Raw genomic sequence first — 21,034 nt, 5'->3', positions numbered from 1 at the left:
AGGGGATTAAAAATGGGTTTATTTAATTTTGGAATGACAAAAGACATGGGTATAGATTTAGGAACTGCAAATACTCTAGTGTTCGTTAAAGGAAAGGGGATCGTATTAAGAGAGCCTTCAGTTGTTGCAATAAACAACTTAACAAAAAAATCATTAGCTGTTGGTACTGAAGCTAAGCAAATGATAGGTAGAACACCAGGAAACATAGTGGCTATAAGACCATTAAAAGACGGAGTTATTGCTGATTTCGATGTTACTCAAACAATGCTTAAGAGATTTATCGAAAAGATAACAAACAAAAGTGCATTCACAAGCCCAAGAATAATAGTATGCTTCCCTTCAGGAGTAACTGAAGTTGAGAGAAGAGCAATAGAAGAAGCTACTAAGCAAGCAGGAGCAAGAGACGTAATATTAATGGAAGAGCCAATGGCTGCTGCAATAGGAGCAGGACTTCCAGTTGATGAGCCTACAGGAAGTATGATAGTTGATATCGGTGGAGGTACTACTGAGGTTGCTATCATATCATTAGGTGGAATAGTTACTAGTAAATCATTAAGAGTTGCTGGAGACGAATTAGACCAATCAATTATAAACTACATTAAGAGAGAATTTAACTTAATGATAGGTGAGAGAACAGCAGAGCAAATAAAAATGGAAATTGGATCAGCTTACAAAGTTGATGAGAATGAAGAAGAACAAACAATGGACATAAAAGGAAGAGATTTAATATCAGGACTTCCTAAGGTTGTTGTGGTTGATGCAGGACAAATAAGAAACGCTTTAAAAGAGCCAGTTTCATCAATAATAGAATCAATCAAAACTACTCTAGAAAAAACACCACCAGAATTAGCAGCTGATATCATGGATAAAGGAATAATGCTTGCTGGAGGAGGAGCATTCCTAAAAGGACTAGATGAACTTATATATAAAGAAACAGGAATGCCTGTTCATATAGCAGAATCACCTCTTGACTGTGTTGCACTAGGTACAGGAAAAGCTTTAGATAAGTTTGATTTAATAGTTAAACAACAAAGAGGATAGAATATGAAATTCTTCAAGAATAAACTGGCAGTAACTGTTATAGTACTGTCAGTTGCCTTTTTAGGAATAATTATATTTACTGTTAAGAGTGATTCTAAAAATCCAATTTCAGGTGGAGTTGGTACTGTTTTAAACCCTGTGCAGAAAGTAGTATACACAATAAGTGATAAAGTTCATGATGTCTTTGATTTCTTCTATAACTTTTCAGATGTTAAGAATGAAAATAATGATTTAAAAAAGAAAAATTTAGAGTTAGAGAATCAATTAGTTGAATACAATGAGTTAAAGCGTCAAAATGATGTTTTAAGAGGAATAGTTGATTTTTCTAAGGAAAATAATCAATATAAGTATATCGGTACAAACATAATAGGAAAAAGTGGAGATAGCTTTGTAGAAGGCTATACTATTGATAAAGGATCAAGTGAAGGTATTAAAAAAGATTACATAGTAATTTCTCCAGAAGGATTAGTTGGAGTTGTAACAGAAGTTCACTCAAATTGGTCAAAAATACAGACTTTATTAAATGAAAATGTAGCTGTTGCGGCTACTATTGAAGGAGATAGTAATTCAGGAGATGGAATAGTTAAAGGATATAGAAATGGTAATGATATGCAAGCAGAAATAACTAATTTACCTATGAATTCTACAATAAAAGAAGGTGAAACAGTAGTTACTTCGGGCCTTGGAGGATATTATCCTAAAGGAATAAGAATCGGTGAAGTAACATCAGTACAATCAGATGATGTTAAAGTTATGAAAACTGCTATACTAAAAACATATGTTGATTTCAATAATCTACAAGAATTATTTGTAGTTGTACCACCATCAGAGAGAGATGGTATAGTTAAATATTAGAAAAGAGGGAGTAAAGTGAAAAGATTAATACTAATATTAATATGTCTTTTACTATTTATAATAGATAATACTCTGGTACCTTTTTTCTCTATAAAAGGTGTTTATCCTAGTTTATTATTCACCTTTGCTGTACTATATGCTCTTATGAGTGGGTATTGGGAAGCGGTATTTATAGGAGTTTTATCAGGTTTCCTTCAAGATGTTTATTTTGTAAATGTCTTTGGAGTAAATATGTTAGTAAATATGTTAGTGTGCTTAATAGCTGCGTATATTGGGGAAAGTGTATTTAAGCATAAAAAAACAATTCCAGTACTATCAGTAGGTTTACTTACCATAATAAAGTTTTTTGTAGTGGCGTTTATATTAAATTTAGTTAATATAAGAATAAACTTATTAAGCTTTTGGATTATGGTACTTTATAACGTAGTTGTAGGATTCTTTATGTATAATTGGGTTTATAAATTATGCAATAGAGATCTTATGAAAAGAGAATGGAAAATAAGTGAAAAATAGGTGGTTACATGAGAAGTTCAATAAATGGAAAAACGCCTATAGATAGATATAAAATTCTCATAGGAATAATGATAATAGTATTTGTATCTATAGTAGTAAGATTAGTTTATCTTCAAGTATTTAATTATGAAGAATTTAAACAAAGAGCTGATACTAGATCTATGAGATTTCTATCAGAACAGGCTCCAAGAGGTAAAATTTATGATTCAAATGGGGACATTTTAGCTACTAATAGACAAACATACACATTAACATTTACTGAAACAGATGAATCTAAGAAAAACTTTTATACTACTATAGATAAAGTTTATTCTATTTTAAAAGAAAACAATCAAAGTATATTAGATAATTTTAAGCTTAGAATTAATGAAAATGGAGAACTTTATTTTGATGTTTCAGGTGAAACTGAAAAACTAAGGCTTTTAAAAGATATTGGAATGGGTGATAAGGTTAAAAATGTTCTTTTTAAGAATAAAGAAGGCGATTTAACTGCTGAGGAAGAAGATCAGATAGATCAAGAACTTTTAAAGGTTACCCCAGATGAGGCTTTTAATTTCTTAGTAAAAGAATATCAGTTATATGACATATTAAATCCTACAGAGGAAGAGAAGGATTTATATAAAAAGATGGACCCTAAGGAAATAACAGATATTTTATTAAAAAAATATTCTCTTCAAGATATAAGAGGATATATGCTTATTAAAAATGCCATAAAAATGCAAAGTTTTTCAGGATATAAGCCTGTTACAATAGCTAAGGATATAAACAAAGAAACTGCATTTATATTCTATCAAAGACTTAATGATTTACCAGGAATAGATGTAAGCATCGAGCCAATGAGATACTATCCATACAATGAATTAGGTTCTGCATTCTTAGGATATGTGGCTTCTATAAATGGAGATCAAAAAGCTAAGTATGAAGCAAGAGGATATGATGCTTCTACTGATTTAATAGGAAAAGCTGGTATAGAAGCAGCTTTTGAAAATGAGCTAAAAGGTGTTAAGGGAGGAACTACAGTTAAGGTAAACTCTTCTGGTAGAAAAAAAGAGGAGCTTTATGACTTAGAATCTTATCCAGGAAATAATGTACACTTAACTATAGATAAGGATATTCAATATTCAGCAGAAACTTCAATGAAATATCTTTTAGATTTTCTTCAAACAAGAAATAACTTAGATTCCAATACGAATACTAAGAATGCAACTAGGGGAGCAGCTGTTGCTATAGAAGTAGATACAGGAAAGGTTTTAGCCTTAGTTAGTTATCCAGGATTTAATCCAAATGAATTTGCAAAAGGAGAATTAGATCCAGTTGTGGCAAAGGAATACTTCCAACCAGATTATGAAGCCTTTGCACAACAGTTTATAGCTAGAAATGCTTTAAATAAAACAGTAGATGATCTTTTCCCTAAAAATTCAAAAACTGGATTAAGGGAAGATTTATATGATCTTTATCCAAAGAGATTCTATAACTATGCTACTTTAGGTATGGTTCCACCAGGATCTACATTTAAACCTGTTACTAGTGTAGCAGCATTAGAAGAAGGTGTAAGAACACCGACTGATACTATAAACGTTGTAGAAGAACAGTTTGGTAGAGCTTATCCTGAAATATTTGGTAAGAATCCAGCCAACTGGCCAAGAGATAGAAACTATAAAGGTGTAGTAGATTTATATACTGCTTTAATGAAGTCATCTAACTCTTATTACTTTGATGCAGCGGTAAGAATGTATTATAAAAATGGTGGAGATCCATATGGAGATGGAAGATACAAGAAGAGTAGTATAGAAGCCTTAGATTCTATTGCAAAATATTCATGGCAATTTGGATTAGGAGTAAATCCAAATTCAGATAAAAAGGCTTCAACAGGAATTGAAATATCTGAAAATTTTGGTCAGGTTTATAATTTTGAATCATTTAAGAAGCAAACAATAGCCCTTATGAGATTTACTTTAGTTGATTCGCTTGAAAAAGGAACCTTTGTTAATTCTTCTTCGCCTGATTTTCCACAGTTAAATATAGGAGTCAATGATAGAGATTCTAAAGAGTTAGCAGCGGCTAAAGAAGCTATAAAGAAAGATGTAGAGAATTCATTAAATAAGCTTGGTGATGGAAATACTATTGATGAAAAAGCTTTAAGTGAGTCTTTAAAAAAGGATTTTAAAACTTTATATAGCATAGATTCTGCCTATCAAGAAAGTATTAAAAACTTTAATGGAATAAAATCTAAGGATGAAGAGGAAAAAGTTGATAAGGCAATAAGTCTAACAGTTCAAAAAACAGTTGCTTGGGTTGTAGGAGATATTGCTTACCAAATAGTTTCACCAAGAAACCTTACTGACTCTGCTATAGGACAGAGTATAAGTAACTTTACCCCTGTACAGCTAGCAAGTTATGTTGCAACCTTAGCAAATGGGGGAACAAGATACAAGACACATTTGGTTGATAAAATAACAGATGCTCAAGGAAACTTAGTAGAAGAATTTAAACCAGAAGTTTTAAATAAAGTTAATATGTCAAAAGCTACTTTAGATGCTGTTAAAGAAGGTATGAGGAGAGTTAATGCTACTGGTTCAGCACAATATATAATGTCAAAATTCCCAATAGTTACAGCTGGAAAAACTGGTACTGCTACTTTCAGAAATGATCAATCAGATTTTGGAAGAACAGACTATGGGGTTTATATTTCCTTTGCTCCATTAGATAATCCTAAGATTGCCGTGGCAACAGTCCTTTATGATGGTGGTCATGGATATTATGGATCATTCATAGCAAGAGCTATTTATGAAACTTATTATAGAGATCAATTAAAAGCTCAAGGATATAAAGCATATGATTTAGATGGGAAACAATATGACTATTCACTAAATCCGCCGTTAGAAGCTATCAAGGATTCAAATATAAATAGTAAGGTAGAAAATGCAGAATTAGATTCTTCAGGAAAACCAGTTGAAGAGTCAGCAACTAATAATTCTGAAAATAAAAAAGAGGATAATAAATCTCAAAATAATAAACAAGAAAACAATAATCAAGAGGATAAAACTAAAGTAGATGAAAATAAACCTCATTAATATAAAACCTACAGAATTAATTTCTGTAGGTTTTTAAATTATTATTGCTATTTTAATGAAATAATTAAATAAATTATAAATAGGTTTTTAAAATACGATTGATTTTTTCAAAAATTTACTACTTTATTTCATAAAGTCCTTTTATAAATTAAAAATAATTTATATAATATAAAGTGAGAATTAATTTATTGTATAATTTACCTTAAGAATAAAAGGGGTTGGATACTTGGAGGATAGTAATTTACTATGCGTGATGATAGAATTTTTATAAAAGGAAATAAACTAGGAATAAATGCCATAATTAATATGGACAAGTTTGGTAATTTTGATGAAATGCTTGATTCTTTAGTAGAGAAGTTAAGTAGAGGAAAAAAGTTTTATAAAGGCGCTACTTTAACTGTAACTACTGATTTAAAATATATAAATGAGAGACAAATATCAAAGTTAAAAGATGTACTTTTTGATGAGATACTTATAAAGGATTGTATATTTGAAGAACGATTAGAAAAGCAAAGTAGTGTTTTTTCGGGAGTTTATGAGGGAAGAACAAAATTTGTAAGAAAAACTGTTAGAAGTGGTCAATGTTTAAATTACGCAGGTAATTTGATAATAATTGGTGATGTTAATAATGGGGGAGAAGTTAGAGCACATGGAAATGTAATTGTGTTAGGTGACTTAAAGGGAAAGGTTTTTGCAGGAGATAATGGAAATGAAAATGCCATAATAGCAGCCTATTCTTTAGAACCAGAATTAATTTCTATATCAGGTAAAATAACAATATCACCGGATGATTTTGAGAAAACAGGATATCCGGAGGTGGCTAGATTGAATGAAAATAATATAATTGTAGAGCCTTATTTACCGGATAAATATTCTTATTAATATTACATAATTTAATGGAGGGAAAGTAATGGGAGTATCGATAGTAATAACATCAGGAAAAGGTGGAGTTGGAAAAACAACTACTACAGCTAACATTGGAACAGCTTTAGCGGCACAAGGGAAAAAGGTAGTCGTTGTTGATGGAGATACAGGTCTAAGAAATTTAGATGTGTTAATGGGACTAGAAAATAGAATAGTTTATACAGTAATTGATGTAATTGAAAATAGATGTAGAACTAAGCAAGCTTTAATAAGAGATAAGAGATTTAATAATTTGTACTTATTACCTACTGCTCAAACTAAGGATAAGAATGATATAAGTCCTGAGCAAATGTTAAGATTGGTAAATGAATTAAAAGAAGAGTTTGATTATGTAATTTTAGATTGCCCAGCTGGTATAGAGCAAGGATTTGAAAATGCCATAGTTGGAGCAGATAGAGCTATCGTAGTAGTTAATCCAGAAATAACTTCTGTAAGAGATGCTGATAGAGTTATTGGAAAACTTGATGCTAAAGGATTAGAAAATCATGAGGTTATAGTAAATAGATTAAATTATGAAATGACTAAAAAAGGTGATATGCTAGACATTTCAGATATTATAGAAACTCTTTCTGTAAAACTTTTAGGCGTTGTACCAGATGATAGAAACATAACAGTTTCTACTAATAAAGGAGAGCCTATAGTACTAGATGAAAAAGCAAGTGCAGGACAAGCATTTAGAAATATAGGTAGAAGAATAATAGGAGAAGATGTTCCAATAATGGATTTAAACACAGAACATCAAGGAATATTTAGTTCTATATTAAAGTTGTTTAGAAGAGGGTAGGTGAGAGAAAATGAGTTTTTTAAATGTTTTTTCTAGTAGACCTACGCCGAAACAAGTTGCTAAGGATAGATTAAAGGTTATTTTAATTCATGATAGAGGGGAACTATCAGATGAGGTTTTAGATAAAATAAGACTTGAAATATTAGATGTACTTTCTAAATATGTAGAGATTGAAAACGAGGATGTTGACATAACTGTTACAAAGTCAAATCCAATAGAAGGCGAATCACCATCTTTAGTAGCAAATATACCAATAAAGAATATAAAAGGGAAAGCTAGATAATTTAAAAATATAAGCTATTTCAAATTTTTTGAGATAGCTTTTTATTAGTCTTTTAAAAAGTTCAGAATTTTGTAATTGAAAATAGGTAAAAATAAAGTATTATATAAATAGTTATGTTAAATAAATAAAATTTATGGAGGTACTATAATGCTTAGTAGACTAAAACTAGATAGTAAACTAAGAAGAGAAATTGATTATAAGCTTTTAGTATCTATGATATTAATAGTACTGTTTGGAATATTAAATATATACTTAGGAACAAAATCACAATGGGGATTTTTTTTCGCTAAGAAACAGTTAATATGGTTTATAATATCAATGGTTGCATTGTACATAATATTACTTTGGAATTATAACATAATTTATAATTATGTTGAGATATTCTATTGGGGATCCATAGTTCTGCTTATAATAACCAGATTTGCAGGGAGTGTAATAAATGGAGCTAGAGGATGGATCGTATTAGGTCCTGTAAGTATTCAGCCATCTGAGCTGGCCAAAACGGCTATGATACTTATGTTGGCCAAGAAGATGGAACAAGTTGATTTAAGAATAAATGACTTTAGAAATTTTATTAAAGTTGCCATGTACGCAATTATACCAATGATATTTATAGTTGTACAACCTGATATGGGTATGACTATGGTTTCATTTTTCATAGCACTTGGTATATTCTTTGCAGCAGGATTAGATATGAAAGTAATAGGTGCAGGGCTTTTATCAATAATAGTGGCAATAGCCTTAGTTTGGAATTCGGGGCTTATAAAAGATTATCAAAAGGCTAGGCTTGTTGGATTTTTAAATCCTGATGGAGATGAGTTAGGTATAAACTTGCAGTTAACTCAATCAAAAATAGGAATTGGATCTGGAGGATTCTTGGGGACAGGATTAGATCTAAATGGAGAAGTTGGTGGATATTCCTCAGAATTCGTACCAGAAAGACAGACAGACTTCATATTCGCTGTAATAGGTGAACACTGGGGAACAGTAGGAGGAATGTTTTTATTATTATTATATGGAATAATGATATATAGGATGATAATGACGGCCAAAACTTCCAAAGATATATTTGGCTCCATAATATGTGTAGGATTTGCCTCTTATTTTATATTTGCTATATTACAGAATATAGGAATGACAATAGGTATAATGCCTATAACAGGAATAACATTACCATTAGTAAGCTATGGAGGAAGTTCGTTGCTTACAACTATAATGAGTATAGCCTTAGTTCTAAATATATCTATGAGAAAGAAAAAATTAAAATTCTAATAAAAATAAAAGTATTAAGATCAATAATGATTTTAATACTTTTATTTTTTTATATCTATTATATTTCAGTTTGTAATAAAAGTTCTATAAGATGCATAAAAAAAATATATATTAAGTATAATTAAAGATTTCTAGAAAGGAGAAGAAAAATGGGTAGCTATAACAAAGAATATGAGAAGTATTATAGAAAAATAAATAAGACAAGAAAAGCTTCTCCTAATCATGAGGTGAATTTCAAAACTAAGGGGTCTTATAAGCGAAAAGAGAAAGATAGTTTGGGTAAATACGTAATTAAGGAAGTTATTTTCTCATCAATTTTAGGCTTTTTAATTTTTTCTAGCTTTTTTTTAATGGGACAAGTAGAAAGTGAATTTTTAGTAGGATTAAGTAGAAAATTTAAAGAGGTAATGTCAACTGATGGATATTATAAAAACTTAGATTTAAATGAAAGTAAAATAGTAGCTACTATTAGTAGTGGAATAAAAGATGGTTTTAACTTAGAAAATTCTAGTCTAAAAAAAGAATCTAAACAAGCTAATGAAGAAAAGGTATCTGAAAACAATGGGGAAATAAGTGTTTTTAATAATTTTCAAGTTATTGAGAAGGAATCTATAGACTTTTTAAAGGAAAGTAAAGTTATTCCCTTTGATGGAGAAGTTAAAACTTTGGAAAATAATAATTTAAAAGGGAAAAACCTTTATTTAAGTGGTTCAAAGGGTCAGGTGAAAAGTCTGTTAAAAGGAACCATAAGTGAAATGAAAAATGAAAATGGAACATATACTGTCAAGGTGAAGTATTATGATGATTTAGAAGTTTTATATCACAATTTAGAAGAGGTGGTAAAAAAAGAAGGAGATAAGGTAGAAGAGGGTGAGAAAATAGGGATTTCATCTGAAAATGAAAAAGCAAAGGGTGTAATAATTCAAGTATTATTTAAAAATGAGTATGTTAACCCAGAAGAAAGCATGAGGTTTTTAGGAGATAAGCAGTGAAAATCAATAAAAAGATAATTATACAGCTTATTACATTTTTTATTTTAGGATTTATATTTGATTTAGCCTTAGCTTTTTTTTGGATTATAATACATGAATTAGCTCATTATTTTGTTTTATTAAAATTAAATATAGAGTCAGAGAAATTTAAACTTCATATTCTAGGAGCTAGATTAGAGATAAAAGATTATGAAGATTTAAGTTCAAGAGAAAAATTAATAGTATGTTCAGCAGGTCCTGCTTTAAATGGAATTGTTGCTATGATTTTTTTCTGTGTTTATAAATTAATTTTAAAAAGTGAATATATTTATTCTACCTATGAAATAAATTTAGTCTTATTTATTTTTAATTTGCTCCCTACTTATCCTTTAGATGGAGGAAAAATATTAGGAGCAATTTTAGAGGATAAAATGATTTTTAAGGATGTTAATAATATATTGATTAGGATAAGCTATTCATTTGGAATAGCATTTATTTTGTTATCTATATTAGGAATTGTGATTTTAGGTGAAATAAATATAACTAGTATATTAGCAGGAATATTTATAATCTATTTAAGTTATAATGAGAGAAGAAAGGTAATGTATATAATTATGGGTGATATAACTAAAAAGAGGGAACGATTAATTAATAAGAAATACATAGACAGTAGAGTAACTTCTGTATATTGTGAACAAGATATGGTTAATCTTCTTAGAATTATTGATAAAAATAGATTTAATATATTTTATGTTTTAGATGAAGAAATGAATTTGCTTTATGTCTTAAGAGAAAATGAAATAATAGAGACTCTAAAGACAATTGGAAACATTAATTTAAGAGAATATTACATTAAGTATAGAAAAGAATAAATATATTGGTTATAATTATTCTTTGTGATAGAATAGAAATTGTTAATATGAGAGAAGTATAAAGAGGTATACTTCTCTTTTTATTATAGATATTAGCTTTAATATTTTATAAAAATGTAGGAGGAAACTAAATGGTAAGAATAACTGATGATATTTTATATAGAGTTGAGAAGCCATCTAGATACGTAGGTGGAGAACTTAATGAAGTGATAAAAGACCCAAAAGAAGTTGATATAAGATTTGGATTTTGCTTCCCAGATGTTTATGAAGTAGGGATGTCTCACTTAGGATCAAGAATTTTATATCATGTTTTAAATCAAAGAAAAGATACATATTGTGAAAGAGTATATGCTCCATGGCCAGACATGGAAAAGCTTATGAGAGAAAATAATATTCCTTTATACGCTTTAGAAACTAAAGATCCTATAAATGAATTCAACTTTTTAGCATTTACTCTTCAATACGAAATGAGTTATACAAATATATTAAATATGCTAAACATGGGTGGAATTCCACTTAGAGCATCAGAAAGAACAGAGAAGGATCCTTTAGTAATAGCTGGTGGACCTTGTGCATATAATCCAGAGCCTTTATATGATATAGTTGACATATTCCAATTAGGTGAAGGTGAAGAAGGATTAAATGATCTTTTAGATCTTTATCAAAAACATAAAGATAACTTTAACAAGGAAGCTTATTTAAGAGAAGCTAGTCATATTCCAAGTGTTTATATTCCATCATTATATGATGTTACATACAACGAAGACGGAACAATAAAAGAATTTATACCTAAGTACGATGATGTACCTAAAAAGGTTAAAAAGAGAATCATAAATAACTTTGACCAAGTTGATTTCCCAGAAAGTTTAATAGTACCTTATAGTGAAATAGTTCATGATAGAGTTGTTTTAGAATTATTTAGAGGATGTACTAATGGATGTAGATTCTGTCAAGCTGGAATGATATACAGACCAGTTAGAGAAAAGAGCAGAAAAACTTTATTAGATCAAGCTAGAAAAATGCTTAAAGCTACAGGATATGATGAGGTTTCATTAGTTTCACTAAGTACTTGTGATTATTCTGATATTCAAGGATTAGTAAAAGATCTTATAGAAGAGCACGGAAAGAATAATGTAAGTGTTGCCTTACCATCAATAAGAGTAGATGCTTTCTCAGTTGATCTATTAAAAGAAATTCAAAAGGTTAGAAAAACTGGTTTAACTTTTGCACCAGAGGCTGGTTCTCAAAGAATGAGAGATGTTATAAATAAAGGATTAACAGAGGAAAGAATATTAGAAGCAGCTAAAAATGCTTTTGAATCAGGATGGAGTACAATAAAATTATACTTTATACTTGGAGTTCCTTATGAAACAGTTGAGGATGCTGCAGAAATAGGATTATTAGCTGAAAAAATAGCTGATCAATACTTTGCTGTACCTAAACATATAAGAAATAAAGGACTTAGAATTACTGTAAGTACTTCTATTCTTGTACCAAAACCATTTACACCATTCCAATGGGCACCAATGGAAAAAATGGACATTGTAACTGAAAAAATCAATGCTGTTAAAGGTGCTATAAAATCAAGAAGCATAGTTTACAACTATCATGAGCAAAAAACATCATATATGGAAGCAGTTTTAGCTAGAGGAGATAGAAAACTTTGTGATGTATTAATAAAAGCTTATGAAAAAGGTGCTAAATTCGACGGATGGTCAGAGTATTTTGACTTTGAATTATGGCAAGAAGCTTTAGCTGAGTGTAATGTAGATGGAGATTTCTATGTTTACAGACAAAGAAGCTACGATGAGATTTTACCATGGGATTTCATAGATATTGGAGTAACAAGAAAATATCTTGAAAGAGAAAATGAAAAAGCTAAAACTGGTGAACCTACTCAAAACTGTAGAAAAGGATGTACAGGTTGTGGAGTAAATGTAAACTTTAAAGATGGGGAGTGTTTTGAAGGTGCGATACTTAATTAAATTTACTAAAGATGCAGATATAAAATTTGTTTCTCACTTAGATTTAATGAGAACAATTCAAAGAATAGTAAGAAGAGCTGAACTTCCAGTTGAATATTCAAAAGGATTTAACCCTCATATGGCCTTAGCAATAGCACAACCTTTATCAGTTGGGGTATATTCTGAGGGAGATTATCTAGACTTAAATTTAACTGAAGATATGAATGAAGAGGCAGTAAAAGAAAAGTTAAATGAATTCTCAGCAAATGGTATTAGATTTTTAGAAGTTTCAAAGAGTCCAGTTATACACAATGTTAAGAGATTACCAGCAGCTATGGCTCTTTTAGATGCTGCAAATTATACAATAAAAATAAGATATAATGATATTTCTAAGGCTGAAGAAGAAGTTAATGCTTTAATAGCTAAAAAAGAAATAATTACAATAAAAAGAACTAAAAAAGGCGAAAAAGAAGCGGATATAAAACCATTTATAAAAGATTTTAAATGTTGGACTAAGGACAATTATTTAATTGTAAATACAACTATAAGCTGTGGAAGTAGAGAAAATCTTTCAGCGGATCTTTTAGCAAATGTTATAAAAGAAAATACATCAAATGTTAATGAAGAAGCTTTCGTAGAAATAAAAAGAGTTGAGATGTATGCATACAAAGGGGATACATTAGTTCCTCTATATAAATACATCTAAATTAGGAAGTGAATTCATGAGAGATATATACGTAGAAAGAAGAGAAAATTTATTAAGGGTTGCTATAAAGAAAAATAATCTTTTAAGTGAGTGCTATATAGAAGAAGAGAGTCTAGAACCTGTTCAAGGAGAGATATATAAAGGCATAGTGAAAAGAGTAGTTCCAGGAATAAAGAGTGCCTTTATAGATATTGGGTATAGTAAACAGGCCTATATGATACTTGGAGAGGATGAAAAAGATCTAAAACAAGGAGATGGAATAATTGTTGAAGTATTAAAAGATCAATTTGGAAGTAAAGGGGCAAAAGTTACTTCAAAAATATCTTTAGCAGGAAGATATTGTGTTTTAGAGACTTCAAGAAATGATATTTCAATTTCAAGAAAGATAGAAGATCTAGAATTAAAAAAAGAACTTGAAAAATCATTGATAAAACCAAGTGAATTAGGGGTTACTGTTAGGACAAAAGCTCAATCAGCTAGTATTCATGAGATTCAAGATGAAATAGAAGAACTATATAGAAACTATAAAGAGGTTATCAGAGAAGGTAAATTTTCCTTAAATCCAAAAAGATTATTGGGTAAAGGAGACCTTATTAATAAGATAATTAGAGATGACATTGATGCTTATACTTCTTCAATAATTGTTGATTCTATAGAAGATTACGAAAGAATAAAAGATAGTATTTCTAATTCTGAATATTTAAAAGTAATTCTTTATGATGATGCTAGAAGTCTTTTTGATTATTATGGTATTGAAAAAGAAATTCTTAGCCTTAGAAATAATAGAGTTAATTTAAATTGTGGTGGAGACATAGTTATAGAAAAAACAGAGGCTATGTATGTTATAGATGTTAATTCAGGTAAGAATACAAATCATAAAAATAAAGAAAAAACTGCCTATGAAACTAATAAAAATGCTGCAATAGAAATTGCCAGACAAATTAAAATTAGAAATTTAGGTGGAATAATACTAGTTGATTTTATAGATATGTATTCACAGGAAAACAAGAAGAAAATATTAGAGATATTAAAAGATGAATTTAAAAGTGATAGTCAAAGAGCTAAAATTTTTCCTTTTACAGAACTTGGATTGGTACAGATAACAAGATATAGAAAAGGAAAAAGTATTTATGAATATATAGAAGAAAATTGTTCAGCATGTAATGGTCATGGAAAGAGATTAAAGTTATCTTATATAAATCTTCTTTTAAGAAATGAGATTTTGAAGAAAAATGGAGAAGGAAAGATAAAAGATTTCCATATAGAAATAAACTCTATTTATGAAAAAGATATTAGAGGAAATATTTTTGAGTTTTTAAAAGAAATTGGAGCATTAGATTTAAATATTTACTTGAATTTTCAAGAATCTAAAGACTTTTATAAAGTAGAACCATTGATCTTTAAAAATCAAATAGAAAGCGTAAAAGAGTATTTGGTGAAGAATATCGAAAAATATTAAATTTAGCTTTACAAAAGGCTTTAGCTATGATAGAATGGCTTTTGTAAACCGCTCACGAATAGGTTTTAAAAATAACTTTAATTAGTTTACCTTAAGTGGCGAGACCGTTATGAGGAGGTGTTTTAATGTACGCAGTATTAACTACAGGAGGAAAACAATACAGAGTTCAAGAAGGAGACGTATTATTCGTTGAAAAACTTAACGCTGAAGTTGACTCAACAGTTGAATTAACAGAAGTTCTTGCAGTCGCTAAAGACGGAGAAATCAAAGTTGGTGCACCAGTAGTTGAGGGTGCTAAGGTTGTAGCAAAAGTATTAGCTCAAGGAAAAGCTAAGAAAGTTGTTGTATTCAAATACAAAAGAAAGAAAGACTACAGAAGAAAAAATGGTCACAGACAACCTTACACTAAGATCGTTATCGAAAAGATCGAAGCTTAATTTTCTGATATGATTAGAGTTAAATTTCAATCAAAAGAAGATAACATAATTTCCTTCACTATTAAAGGACACGCAATGGAATGCAGAGATGCTATTCTAGCTGGAGAGGCGTACGATATGATATGTAATTCCGTATCAGTATTATCTCAAAGTGCAATCATTGGTTTAGATGAGGTTTTAAAACTTAATGTAAACTATGAAATGAGTGATGGATATTTAAAACTAGATCTAAATGGGTTTACTCATGAAGAAATAGTTGAAGCTCAAGTTTTACTTAAAACTTTTGAAATGAGCTTAGCGAGTCTAGTCCTAGGGCTGGATAGCAGTTTAGGAAAGAAAACGCGTTGTAAATATATAGAGATAATAAAAGAGGAGGTGTAGACTATGTTAAAAATGAACCTTCAATTATTTGCACATAAAAAAGGGGTTGGTAGCTCAAAGAACGGTAGAGATTCTGAAGCTAAAAGACTTGGTGTTAAATGTGCAGATGGACAATTCGTTCTTGCTGGAAACATCTTAGTAAGACAAAGAGGAACAAAGATTCATCCAGGTGCTAACGTAGGTAAAGGTGGAGACGATACTTTATTCGCTAAGATCGATGGTGTTGTTAAATACGAAAGACTTGGAAGAGACAAGAAAAAAGCTTCTGTTTACCCAGTAAACGTAGAAGAAGTTATAGCTGAATAATATATTTAGTTTTATAAAAGCACCCTTACTTAGGGTGCTTTTTGATTAATAATAAAAAAATTAACCATATGAGAACATAGCATTAAAAAAGCTGTGTTTTTATATTAAAGTAAGGTTATAATATACTAAAAAGGAACATTTTATAGAGAAAGCAAGGTGAGAAAACATGTTTATAGATACGGCCAAGATATTTGTGAAATCTGGAGATGGTGGTCATGGTTCTGTTTCTTTTAGAAGAGAAAAATACGTTCCACTTGGTGGACCAGATGGTGGAGATGGTGGAAAAGGTGGAGATGTTACTTTTGTAGTAGATCCAGGAATGACAACTCTTTTAGATTTCAAATATAAGAGAAAATTCGTAGCAGGTAGAGGACAAGACGGTCAAGGTTCTAAATGTTACGGAAGAGATGGTGAAAATTTAACAATAAAGGTTCCAATGGGAACTATAATAAGAGATGTTGAAACTAATAAGGTAATGGCAGACCTTTCTCATAGAGATGATACATATACAATCTGTAGAGGAGGAAAAGGTGGTAAGGGAAATTGTAAGTTCTGTACACCTACAAGACAGGCGCCAACTTTTGCTGAGCCAGGAATGCCAGGGGAAGAAAGATGGGTTGCTTTAGAATTAAAACTATTAGCAGACGTAGGTCTTTTAGGATTCCCTAACGTTGGTAAATCAACATTACTTTCAGTAGTAACTAAAGCTAAACCAAAGATAGCTAACTATCACTTCACAACTTTAAAACCTAATTTAGGAGTTGTTGCTGTACCAGGAATAGAGCCATTTGTTATGGCAGACGTACCAGGTATTATAGAAGGAGCTTCAGAGGGTGTAGGTCTTGGATTAGACTTCTTAAGACATATAGAAAGAACAAGACTTTTAATACATGTTGTTGATATTTCAGGAGTTGAAGGAAGAGACGCAGTTGAAGACTTCAAGAGAATTAACGAAGAATTAAAGAACTACAGTGTTAAACTTTGGGATAGACCTCAAATAGTAGTAGCAAATAAATGCGATATGTTATTTGATGAAGAAATTTTTGAAAACTTCAAAGCTGAAGTTAATAAAATGGGATTTGATAAGGTGTTTAAAATGTCAGCAGCTACTTCACAAGGAGTAGAGGAAGTAATAAAAGAAGCAGCTAGAATGCTTAAAGATATTCCTGTTACTGACTTAGAAATCCCAGAAGATGAAAGATTCATTCCAGAGGATAAGAAGTTTACATATACTATAAATCCAATAGAAGAAGATGGATTAAAGGTTTATGTAGTAGAAGGTTCATTTGTAGACAGATTATTATTAGCTGTTAATGTAAATGATCCTGATTCATTAAGATATTTCCATAAGGTTCTTAATAATAAAGGAATATTCCATGAGTTAAGAGAAATGGGAATAGAAGATGGAGATATGGTAAGATTAAACGACTTTGAGTTTGAATACTTACTATAATTAATGGAGGATAAATAATGATAACAACAAAACAAAGAGCATATTTAAGAGGATTAGGTGCTAAATTAACTCCTATATTTCAAATAGGTAAAAACGGAATAGAAGATAACTTTTTAAAGCAAGTTGATGATGCTTTAGAAGCAAGAGAGATTTTAAAAATAAATGTTCTTGAAAATAGTGGATTAGAGACAAGAGAAGCTTCAAATTTCATCTGTGAAAGATTAGGATGTGAAGGGGTTCAATCTATAGGAAACAAAATAGTTCTTTACAGAGCATCAAAAAATAATCCTAAGATAGAATTACCTAAAAAAGGGAAGTAATATGAAAAAAATAGGAGTATTTGGTGGAACTTTTGACCCAATACACATAGGCCATATTTATATAGCTTATGAAGCCTATAAAATATTAGAACTAGATGAAGTTATATTCATGCCAGCAGGCAATCCACCTCATAAGAAGTGGAAAGATATAACTGATGAAATAATTAGATATGAAATGGTTAAAAAAGCTATAGAGCCATATAGCTTTTTTTCCATAAATAACTATGAAATAGAGAAAAAAGGATTGAGCTTTACTTATGAAACTTTAAGATATTTACATGAAAGTTTTAAAGAAGTAGAGCTCTATTTCATAACCGGAGCAGATTGTCTTATAAACCTAAATTCATGGAAAAATATAAATGAAATTTTTAAATTTAGTAATTTAGTGGTTTTTAATAGACCTGGATTTGATAAAAATGATTTATTAAAGAGGAAAGAAGAGTTTGATAGAGAATATTGTACTAATATAGTATATTTAGATTTACTTAATATAGAGATAAGTTCTACTCTTATAAGAGAAAGAGTTCATGATTCTCTAGAAGTTAAATTCTTTTTACCGCCAGGTGTAGTGGATATAATAGATAAATATAATTTGTATAGGAGAGAGTAACTATGTGGTCATTAGAGGAAATAAATCATTATGTTAAAGAGACTATTAAGGGAAGTAGATACTCACATACTTTAGGGGTTGTTGAAACTGCTAAAGAACTTGCTAAAATAAATGGAGAAGATATACAAAAGGCAGAATTAGCTGCATTAATTCATGATGTAGCAAAATATATTCCTGTAGATGAACAAGTAAAAATATTAGAAGAGCATGGTTATGAACTAGATGAAATAACCTTAAAATCACCTCAAGTTTTACATGGATTTGTTGGTGCCATAGTAGCTAAAGAAAAATTTGGAATAGAGGATGAAATGGTTTTAGATGCTGTGAAATACCATACTTTAGCCAAGAAAGATATGAGTACTCTAGAAAAAATAATATATATAGCTGACTATATTGAGCCAGGTAGAGATTTCCCAGGTGTTGAAGAATTAAGAGAAATAACAAGAGAAGATTTAGATAAGGGAGTATTAAAAGGATTAGAAAATACAATTTTATTTGTAATAAAGCAAGGGAATTTAATACATCCCTTAACTATAGAAGCAAGAAATTTCTTAATAATGCAAGAAAAATAATCAAATAATTGGAGAGGGTTATATGGGGAATGAAGAAAATAGATTTGAAAAAAGACAAGATAAGAAAAATATCAATAAAAAAAGCTTGGTAAAAAGAATAATTTTAGGTGCTTTAGCTTTTATTCTTATTTTTTTTATAAGTATTTTTGGATATTTTTATTTTAAATATGGCAGTTTTTTAGGGGAAGTTTTTAATATAGTTAAAGACGTAAAACAGGATGTAATAAAGGTTGAAGAGCCAATTAATGTACTCTTATTAGGAATGGATATTGGTGATACAAGTGATGTGTCAAATAAAGATGCTAAAAGAACAGATACTATAATTTTAGCTAACTTTGACCCTATAACAAAAGAGGCTAAGTTAATATCTATACCTAGGGATACTAGAGTTAAAATTGGAGGAAAGTCTCAAAAAATAAATGCTGCTTACCCAATTGGGGGAGAAAAGCTTGTTAAACAGCTTGTTGGAAATATATTAGGCGTTAAGGTTGATTATGTTGTTAAAGTCGATTATGAAGGCTTTAGAGGCATAATAGATGCCATTGGTGGAATTGACATGTATATAGAACAGGATATGAACTATGACGATCCAGGGCAGGATTTACACATACATTTCAACAAGGGGGAGACTGTACACTTAGATGGTAAAAAAGCTGAAGAGTTTTTTAGATGGAGAAAAAATAATGATGGTACAGGATTAGCTAATGGGGATGTTGATAGAATAAAAAATCAACAAAAGTTTATGAATGCTGTAATAGACAAGGTTTTATCAGTATCTACCATAACAAAGATAGATAGTATAGCAGAAATTTTAAATAAAAATATAGAAACTAATATTCCTTTAGATGTTACTGTTGCATATGGACTTAAAGGATTAGAAGCTGATAAGAATAATATAAAAATGATGACTTTACCTGGAGAAGGTAAATATGTTGGAAATGTTTCTTATTATATTCCAGATGAAAAGGCTACTAAAGAATTAAAGAGTCAATTAAACAGTAGTAATTTAAGTGGAAGAAAAAATGTTATTCCTAGTGCTGCTAGGGGAGATTTATCCATAAAAGTTTTAAATTGTACAAAAATAAATGGCTTAGCTGCAAATGTACAAAAACAATTAAATGAAAACGGATATGATAAAGTTGATGTTGGAAATGGAGATCCAAGAGAAAAATCAGAGATTTTGATAAAGGATGAAAGTTCTAGAGCTTTTATGGAAAATGATTTAAAGATAGAGAGTATTAAAAAGGGAATTTCATCTAAGTATGATGGAAATGGAACTTATGATGTAGTAATATTACTAGGAAAAGACTTTAAAAATTTCGGAGAGATGAAATGAGTATTTTAGAAAGTAAAATAACTAAAGAGTATGATAAAAGAAAAATAAGAGAGTTTTTAAAAGAAGAGTTAGGATTATCTTCAAGATTAATAAGAAGTGCAGCTATAGACAAGAGAATTAAGGTAGATGGTGTTGCTGTAAAGATGAACTATGTTGTTAAAACTGGTGAAGAGATAAAAATTGAGCTTTCAAAAAAGGAATCTCAAAATATTGAACCAGAAAAAATGGATTTAGAAATAGTTTATGAGGATAGTGACATATTAGTCTTAAATAAGAAGCCTTTTATGGTTGTACATCCTACAAGAAGCCATCCTAATGGAACTTTAGCTAATGGTATATTATATTACTTTAAAGAGAGTAATCAAGATTGTATAGTTAGACTAGTTAGTAGATTAGATATGAATACTTCAGGACTTATAATCATAGGTAAAAATCAATATGCTCATATGGTTTTATCTAATGAAATGAAAACTGATAAATTTCAAAAAAGATATTTAGCTATAGTTCATGGAAATTTAGAAGAAAAAGAAGGAACTATCAATAGACCAATTTATAGACCAGCAGAGGATACTATAAAAAGGGTTGTAGATGAAAGAGGGCAAGAGAGTATAACTCATTATAATGTTATAGAAAGTTATAATGGTGCCGATTTAGTTGAATGTTTATTAGAAACTGGGAGAACACATCAGATAAGAGTGCATCTAAGCAGTTTAGGTCATCCTATATTTGGAGATTCTTTATATGGAACAGAGGATGAAGATTTTATATCAAGACAGGCCTTACATGCTTATGGATTAGATTTTTATAGTCCAAAGACAAAGAAGCCTTTAAGCTTAAGGGCAGATCTTCCAGAGGATATGAAAGAGTTAATAAATAAATTAAAAAACAAGTAGTTTTAAGC

General features: G+C 29.8%; 22 protein-coding genes. All 22 read left to right on the top strand.

The annotated features are described in order from the left end of the window. Positions 1-12: 12 nt before the first annotated feature. The 22 genes from ACYUCG_RS09115 (at position 13) to ACYUCG_RS09010 (ending at position 21,026) form a co-directional block, all read left to right on the top strand. Positions 13-1,041 (top strand): rod shape-determining protein, encoded by a 1,029-nt coding sequence (locus ACYUCG_RS09115; protein ID WP_003452282.1) that lies wholly within the window; start codon positions 13-15, stop codon positions 1,039-1,041. Between the two features lie 3 nt (positions 1,042-1,044). Next, entirely contained in the window at positions 1,045-1,896 is an 852-nt protein-coding gene (mreC, locus tag ACYUCG_RS09110; protein WP_060794668.1) for a rod shape-determining protein MreC, read from the top strand. 15 nt (positions 1,897-1,911) lie between these two features. Next, positions 1,912-2,409: a rod shape-determining protein MreD gene (gene mreD / locus ACYUCG_RS09105; RefSeq protein ID WP_060794669.1), complete on the top strand. Its 498-nt coding sequence runs from the start codon at positions 1,912-1,914 to the stop codon at positions 2,407-2,409. A gap of 8 nt (positions 2,410-2,417) precedes the next feature. Further along, a complete protein-coding gene (locus tag ACYUCG_RS09100) occupies positions 2,418-5,483 on the top strand; it encodes a penicillin-binding transpeptidase domain-containing protein (protein WP_460268471.1) in 3,066 nt (1,021 codons plus the stop codon). 246 nt (positions 5,484-5,729) lie between these two features. After that, positions 5,730-6,365: a septum site-determining protein MinC gene (gene minC, locus ACYUCG_RS09095; RefSeq protein WP_003452463.1), complete on the top strand. Its 636-nt coding sequence runs from the start codon at positions 5,730-5,732 to the stop codon at positions 6,363-6,365. A gap of 28 nt (positions 6,366-6,393) precedes the next feature. Next, entirely contained in the window at positions 6,394-7,191 is a 798-nt protein-coding gene (gene minD, locus ACYUCG_RS09090) for a septum site-determining protein MinD (RefSeq protein ID WP_003452408.1), read from the top strand. Positions 7,192-7,201: 10 nt separating this feature from the next. Further along, positions 7,202-7,474: a cell division topological specificity factor MinE gene (gene minE / locus ACYUCG_RS09085; protein ID WP_003452508.1), complete on the top strand. Its 273-nt coding sequence runs from the start codon at positions 7,202-7,204 to the stop codon at positions 7,472-7,474. Between the two features lie 147 nt (positions 7,475-7,621). After that, positions 7,622-8,746 carry a rod shape-determining protein RodA gene (rodA, locus tag ACYUCG_RS09080; RefSeq protein ID WP_060794671.1) on the top strand — a complete coding sequence of 375 codons (1,125 nt, stop codon included), beginning with the start codon at positions 7,622-7,624 and terminating at the stop codon, positions 8,744-8,746. A gap of 149 nt (positions 8,747-8,895) precedes the next feature. After that, positions 8,896-9,738 carry a peptidoglycan DD-metalloendopeptidase family protein gene (locus tag ACYUCG_RS09075; protein WP_460268470.1) on the top strand — a complete coding sequence of 281 codons (843 nt, stop codon included), beginning with the start codon at positions 8,896-8,898 and terminating at the stop codon, positions 9,736-9,738. Continuing rightward, complete coding sequence (locus tag ACYUCG_RS09070; RefSeq protein ID WP_460268469.1) at positions 9,735-10,589, top strand: site-2 protease family protein; 855 nt, start codon at positions 9,735-9,737, stop codon at positions 10,587-10,589. The genes ACYUCG_RS09075 and ACYUCG_RS09070 overlap by 4 nt, the downstream gene beginning before the upstream one ends. A 131-nt stretch (positions 10,590-10,720) precedes the next feature. After that, positions 10,721-12,574: a TIGR03960 family B12-binding radical SAM protein gene (locus ACYUCG_RS09065; protein ID WP_003473328.1), complete on the top strand. Its 1,854-nt coding sequence runs from the start codon at positions 10,721-10,723 to the stop codon at positions 12,572-12,574. Further along, positions 12,558-13,259, top strand: a complete 702-nt coding sequence (locus tag ACYUCG_RS09060; RefSeq protein ID WP_283704780.1) for a TIGR03936 family radical SAM-associated protein — start codon at positions 12,558-12,560, stop codon at positions 13,257-13,259. The genes ACYUCG_RS09065 and ACYUCG_RS09060 overlap by 17 nt, the downstream gene beginning before the upstream one ends. Positions 13,260-13,275: 16 nt before the next feature. Continuing rightward, positions 13,276-14,718, top strand: coding sequence for an Rne/Rng family ribonuclease (locus ACYUCG_RS09055; protein ID WP_460268468.1), 1,443 nt, complete (start codon positions 13,276-13,278; stop codon positions 14,716-14,718). Positions 14,719-14,843: 125 nt separating this feature from the next. Then, a complete protein-coding gene (gene rplU / locus ACYUCG_RS09050; protein ID WP_003452389.1) occupies positions 14,844-15,155 on the top strand; it encodes a 50S ribosomal protein L21 in 312 nt (103 codons plus the stop codon). 9 nt (positions 15,156-15,164) lie between these two features. After that, a complete protein-coding gene (locus ACYUCG_RS09045; protein ID WP_011592937.1) occupies positions 15,165-15,536 on the top strand; it encodes a ribosomal-processing cysteine protease Prp in 372 nt (123 codons plus the stop codon). Positions 15,537-15,539: 3 nt separating this feature from the next. Continuing rightward, positions 15,540-15,842: a 50S ribosomal protein L27 gene (gene rpmA / locus ACYUCG_RS09040; protein ID WP_003454907.1), complete on the top strand. Its 303-nt coding sequence runs from the start codon at positions 15,540-15,542 to the stop codon at positions 15,840-15,842. A gap of 166 nt (positions 15,843-16,008) precedes the next feature. After that, positions 16,009-17,295, top strand: a complete 1,287-nt coding sequence (gene obgE, locus ACYUCG_RS09035; RefSeq protein WP_003454769.1) for a GTPase ObgE — start codon at positions 16,009-16,011, stop codon at positions 17,293-17,295. Between the two features lie 17 nt (positions 17,296-17,312). Next, positions 17,313-17,615, top strand: coding sequence for a ribosome assembly RNA-binding protein YhbY (gene yhbY / locus ACYUCG_RS09030; RefSeq protein ID WP_003453740.1), 303 nt, complete (start codon positions 17,313-17,315; stop codon positions 17,613-17,615). Position 17,616: 1 nt separating this feature from the next. After that, positions 17,617-18,225, top strand: a complete 609-nt coding sequence (nadD, locus tag ACYUCG_RS09025; protein ID WP_003453701.1) for a nicotinate-nucleotide adenylyltransferase — start codon at positions 17,617-17,619, stop codon at positions 18,223-18,225. A gap of 2 nt (positions 18,226-18,227) precedes the next feature. Further along, entirely contained in the window at positions 18,228-18,797 is a 570-nt protein-coding gene (gene yqeK / locus ACYUCG_RS09020) for a bis(5'-nucleosyl)-tetraphosphatase (symmetrical) YqeK (RefSeq protein ID WP_221365053.1), read from the top strand. A 22-nt stretch (positions 18,798-18,819) separates the two neighbouring features. Then, the gene (locus ACYUCG_RS09015) at positions 18,820-20,133 is read left to right on the top strand and encodes an LCP family protein (RefSeq protein WP_265886117.1); all 1,314 of its coding nucleotides are present in this window, start codon (positions 18,820-18,822) and stop codon (positions 20,131-20,133) included. Next, on the top strand, positions 20,130-21,026 hold the full coding sequence (locus ACYUCG_RS09010) for an RluA family pseudouridine synthase (RefSeq protein WP_240298722.1): 897 nt from the start codon (positions 20,130-20,132) through the stop codon (positions 21,024-21,026). Before ACYUCG_RS09015 ends, ACYUCG_RS09010 begins: the two co-directional genes overlap by 4 nt. Positions 21,027-21,034: the final 8 nt, after the last annotated feature.

It is taken from the genome of Clostridium sp. CTA-17 (genome assembly GCF_054767895.1).
The sequence above is the reverse complement of the archived record's forward strand: the minus strand, read 5'-3'. Positions and strand labels throughout refer to the sequence as shown.

Bases quoted from the DNA above. Each gene is read 5' to 3' on its own strand.
- rplU (WP_003452389.1), top strand. From the start codon at position 14,844: ATGTACGCAGTATTAACTACAGGAGGAAAACAATACAGAGTTCAAGAA.
- obgE (WP_003454769.1), top strand. From the start codon at position 16,009: ATGTTTATAGATACGGCCAAGATATTTGTGAAATCTGGAGATGGTGGT.
- yqeK (WP_221365053.1), top strand. From the start codon at position 18,228: ATGTGGTCATTAGAGGAAATAAATCATTATGTTAAAGAGACTATTAAG.
- nadD (WP_003453701.1), top strand. From the start codon at position 17,617: ATGAAAAAAATAGGAGTATTTGGTGGAACTTTTGACCCAATACACATA.
- ACYUCG_RS09065 (WP_003473328.1), top strand. From the start codon at position 10,721: ATGGTAAGAATAACTGATGATATTTTATATAGAGTTGAGAAGCCATCT.
- ACYUCG_RS09100 (WP_460268471.1), top strand. From the start codon at position 2,418: ATGAGAAGTTCAATAAATGGAAAAACGCCTATAGATAGATATAAAATT.
- minE (WP_003452508.1), top strand. From the start codon at position 7,202: ATGAGTTTTTTAAATGTTTTTTCTAGTAGACCTACGCCGAAACAAGTT.
- ACYUCG_RS09015 (WP_265886117.1), top strand. From the start codon at position 18,820: ATGGGGAATGAAGAAAATAGATTTGAAAAAAGACAAGATAAGAAAAAT.
- rpmA (WP_003454907.1), top strand. From the start codon at position 15,540: ATGTTAAAAATGAACCTTCAATTATTTGCACATAAAAAAGGGGTTGGT.
- mreC (WP_060794668.1), top strand. From the start codon at position 1,045: ATGAAATTCTTCAAGAATAAACTGGCAGTAACTGTTATAGTACTGTCA.
- ACYUCG_RS09115 (WP_003452282.1), top strand. From the start codon at position 13: ATGGGTTTATTTAATTTTGGAATGACAAAAGACATGGGTATAGATTTA.
- yhbY (WP_003453740.1), top strand. From the start codon at position 17,313: ATGATAACAACAAAACAAAGAGCATATTTAAGAGGATTAGGTGCTAAA.
- rodA (WP_060794671.1), top strand. From the start codon at position 7,622: ATGCTTAGTAGACTAAAACTAGATAGTAAACTAAGAAGAGAAATTGAT.
- minC (WP_003452463.1), top strand. From the start codon at position 5,730: ATGCGTGATGATAGAATTTTTATAAAAGGAAATAAACTAGGAATAAAT.
- ACYUCG_RS09055 (WP_460268468.1), top strand. From the start codon at position 13,276: ATGAGAGATATATACGTAGAAAGAAGAGAAAATTTATTAAGGGTTGCT.
- ACYUCG_RS09010 (WP_240298722.1), top strand. From the start codon at position 20,130: ATGAGTATTTTAGAAAGTAAAATAACTAAAGAGTATGATAAAAGAAAA.
- ACYUCG_RS09045 (WP_011592937.1), top strand. From the start codon at position 15,165: ATGATTAGAGTTAAATTTCAATCAAAAGAAGATAACATAATTTCCTTC.
- ACYUCG_RS09075 (WP_460268470.1), top strand. From the start codon at position 8,896: ATGGGTAGCTATAACAAAGAATATGAGAAGTATTATAGAAAAATAAAT.
- minD (WP_003452408.1), top strand. From the start codon at position 6,394: ATGGGAGTATCGATAGTAATAACATCAGGAAAAGGTGGAGTTGGAAAA.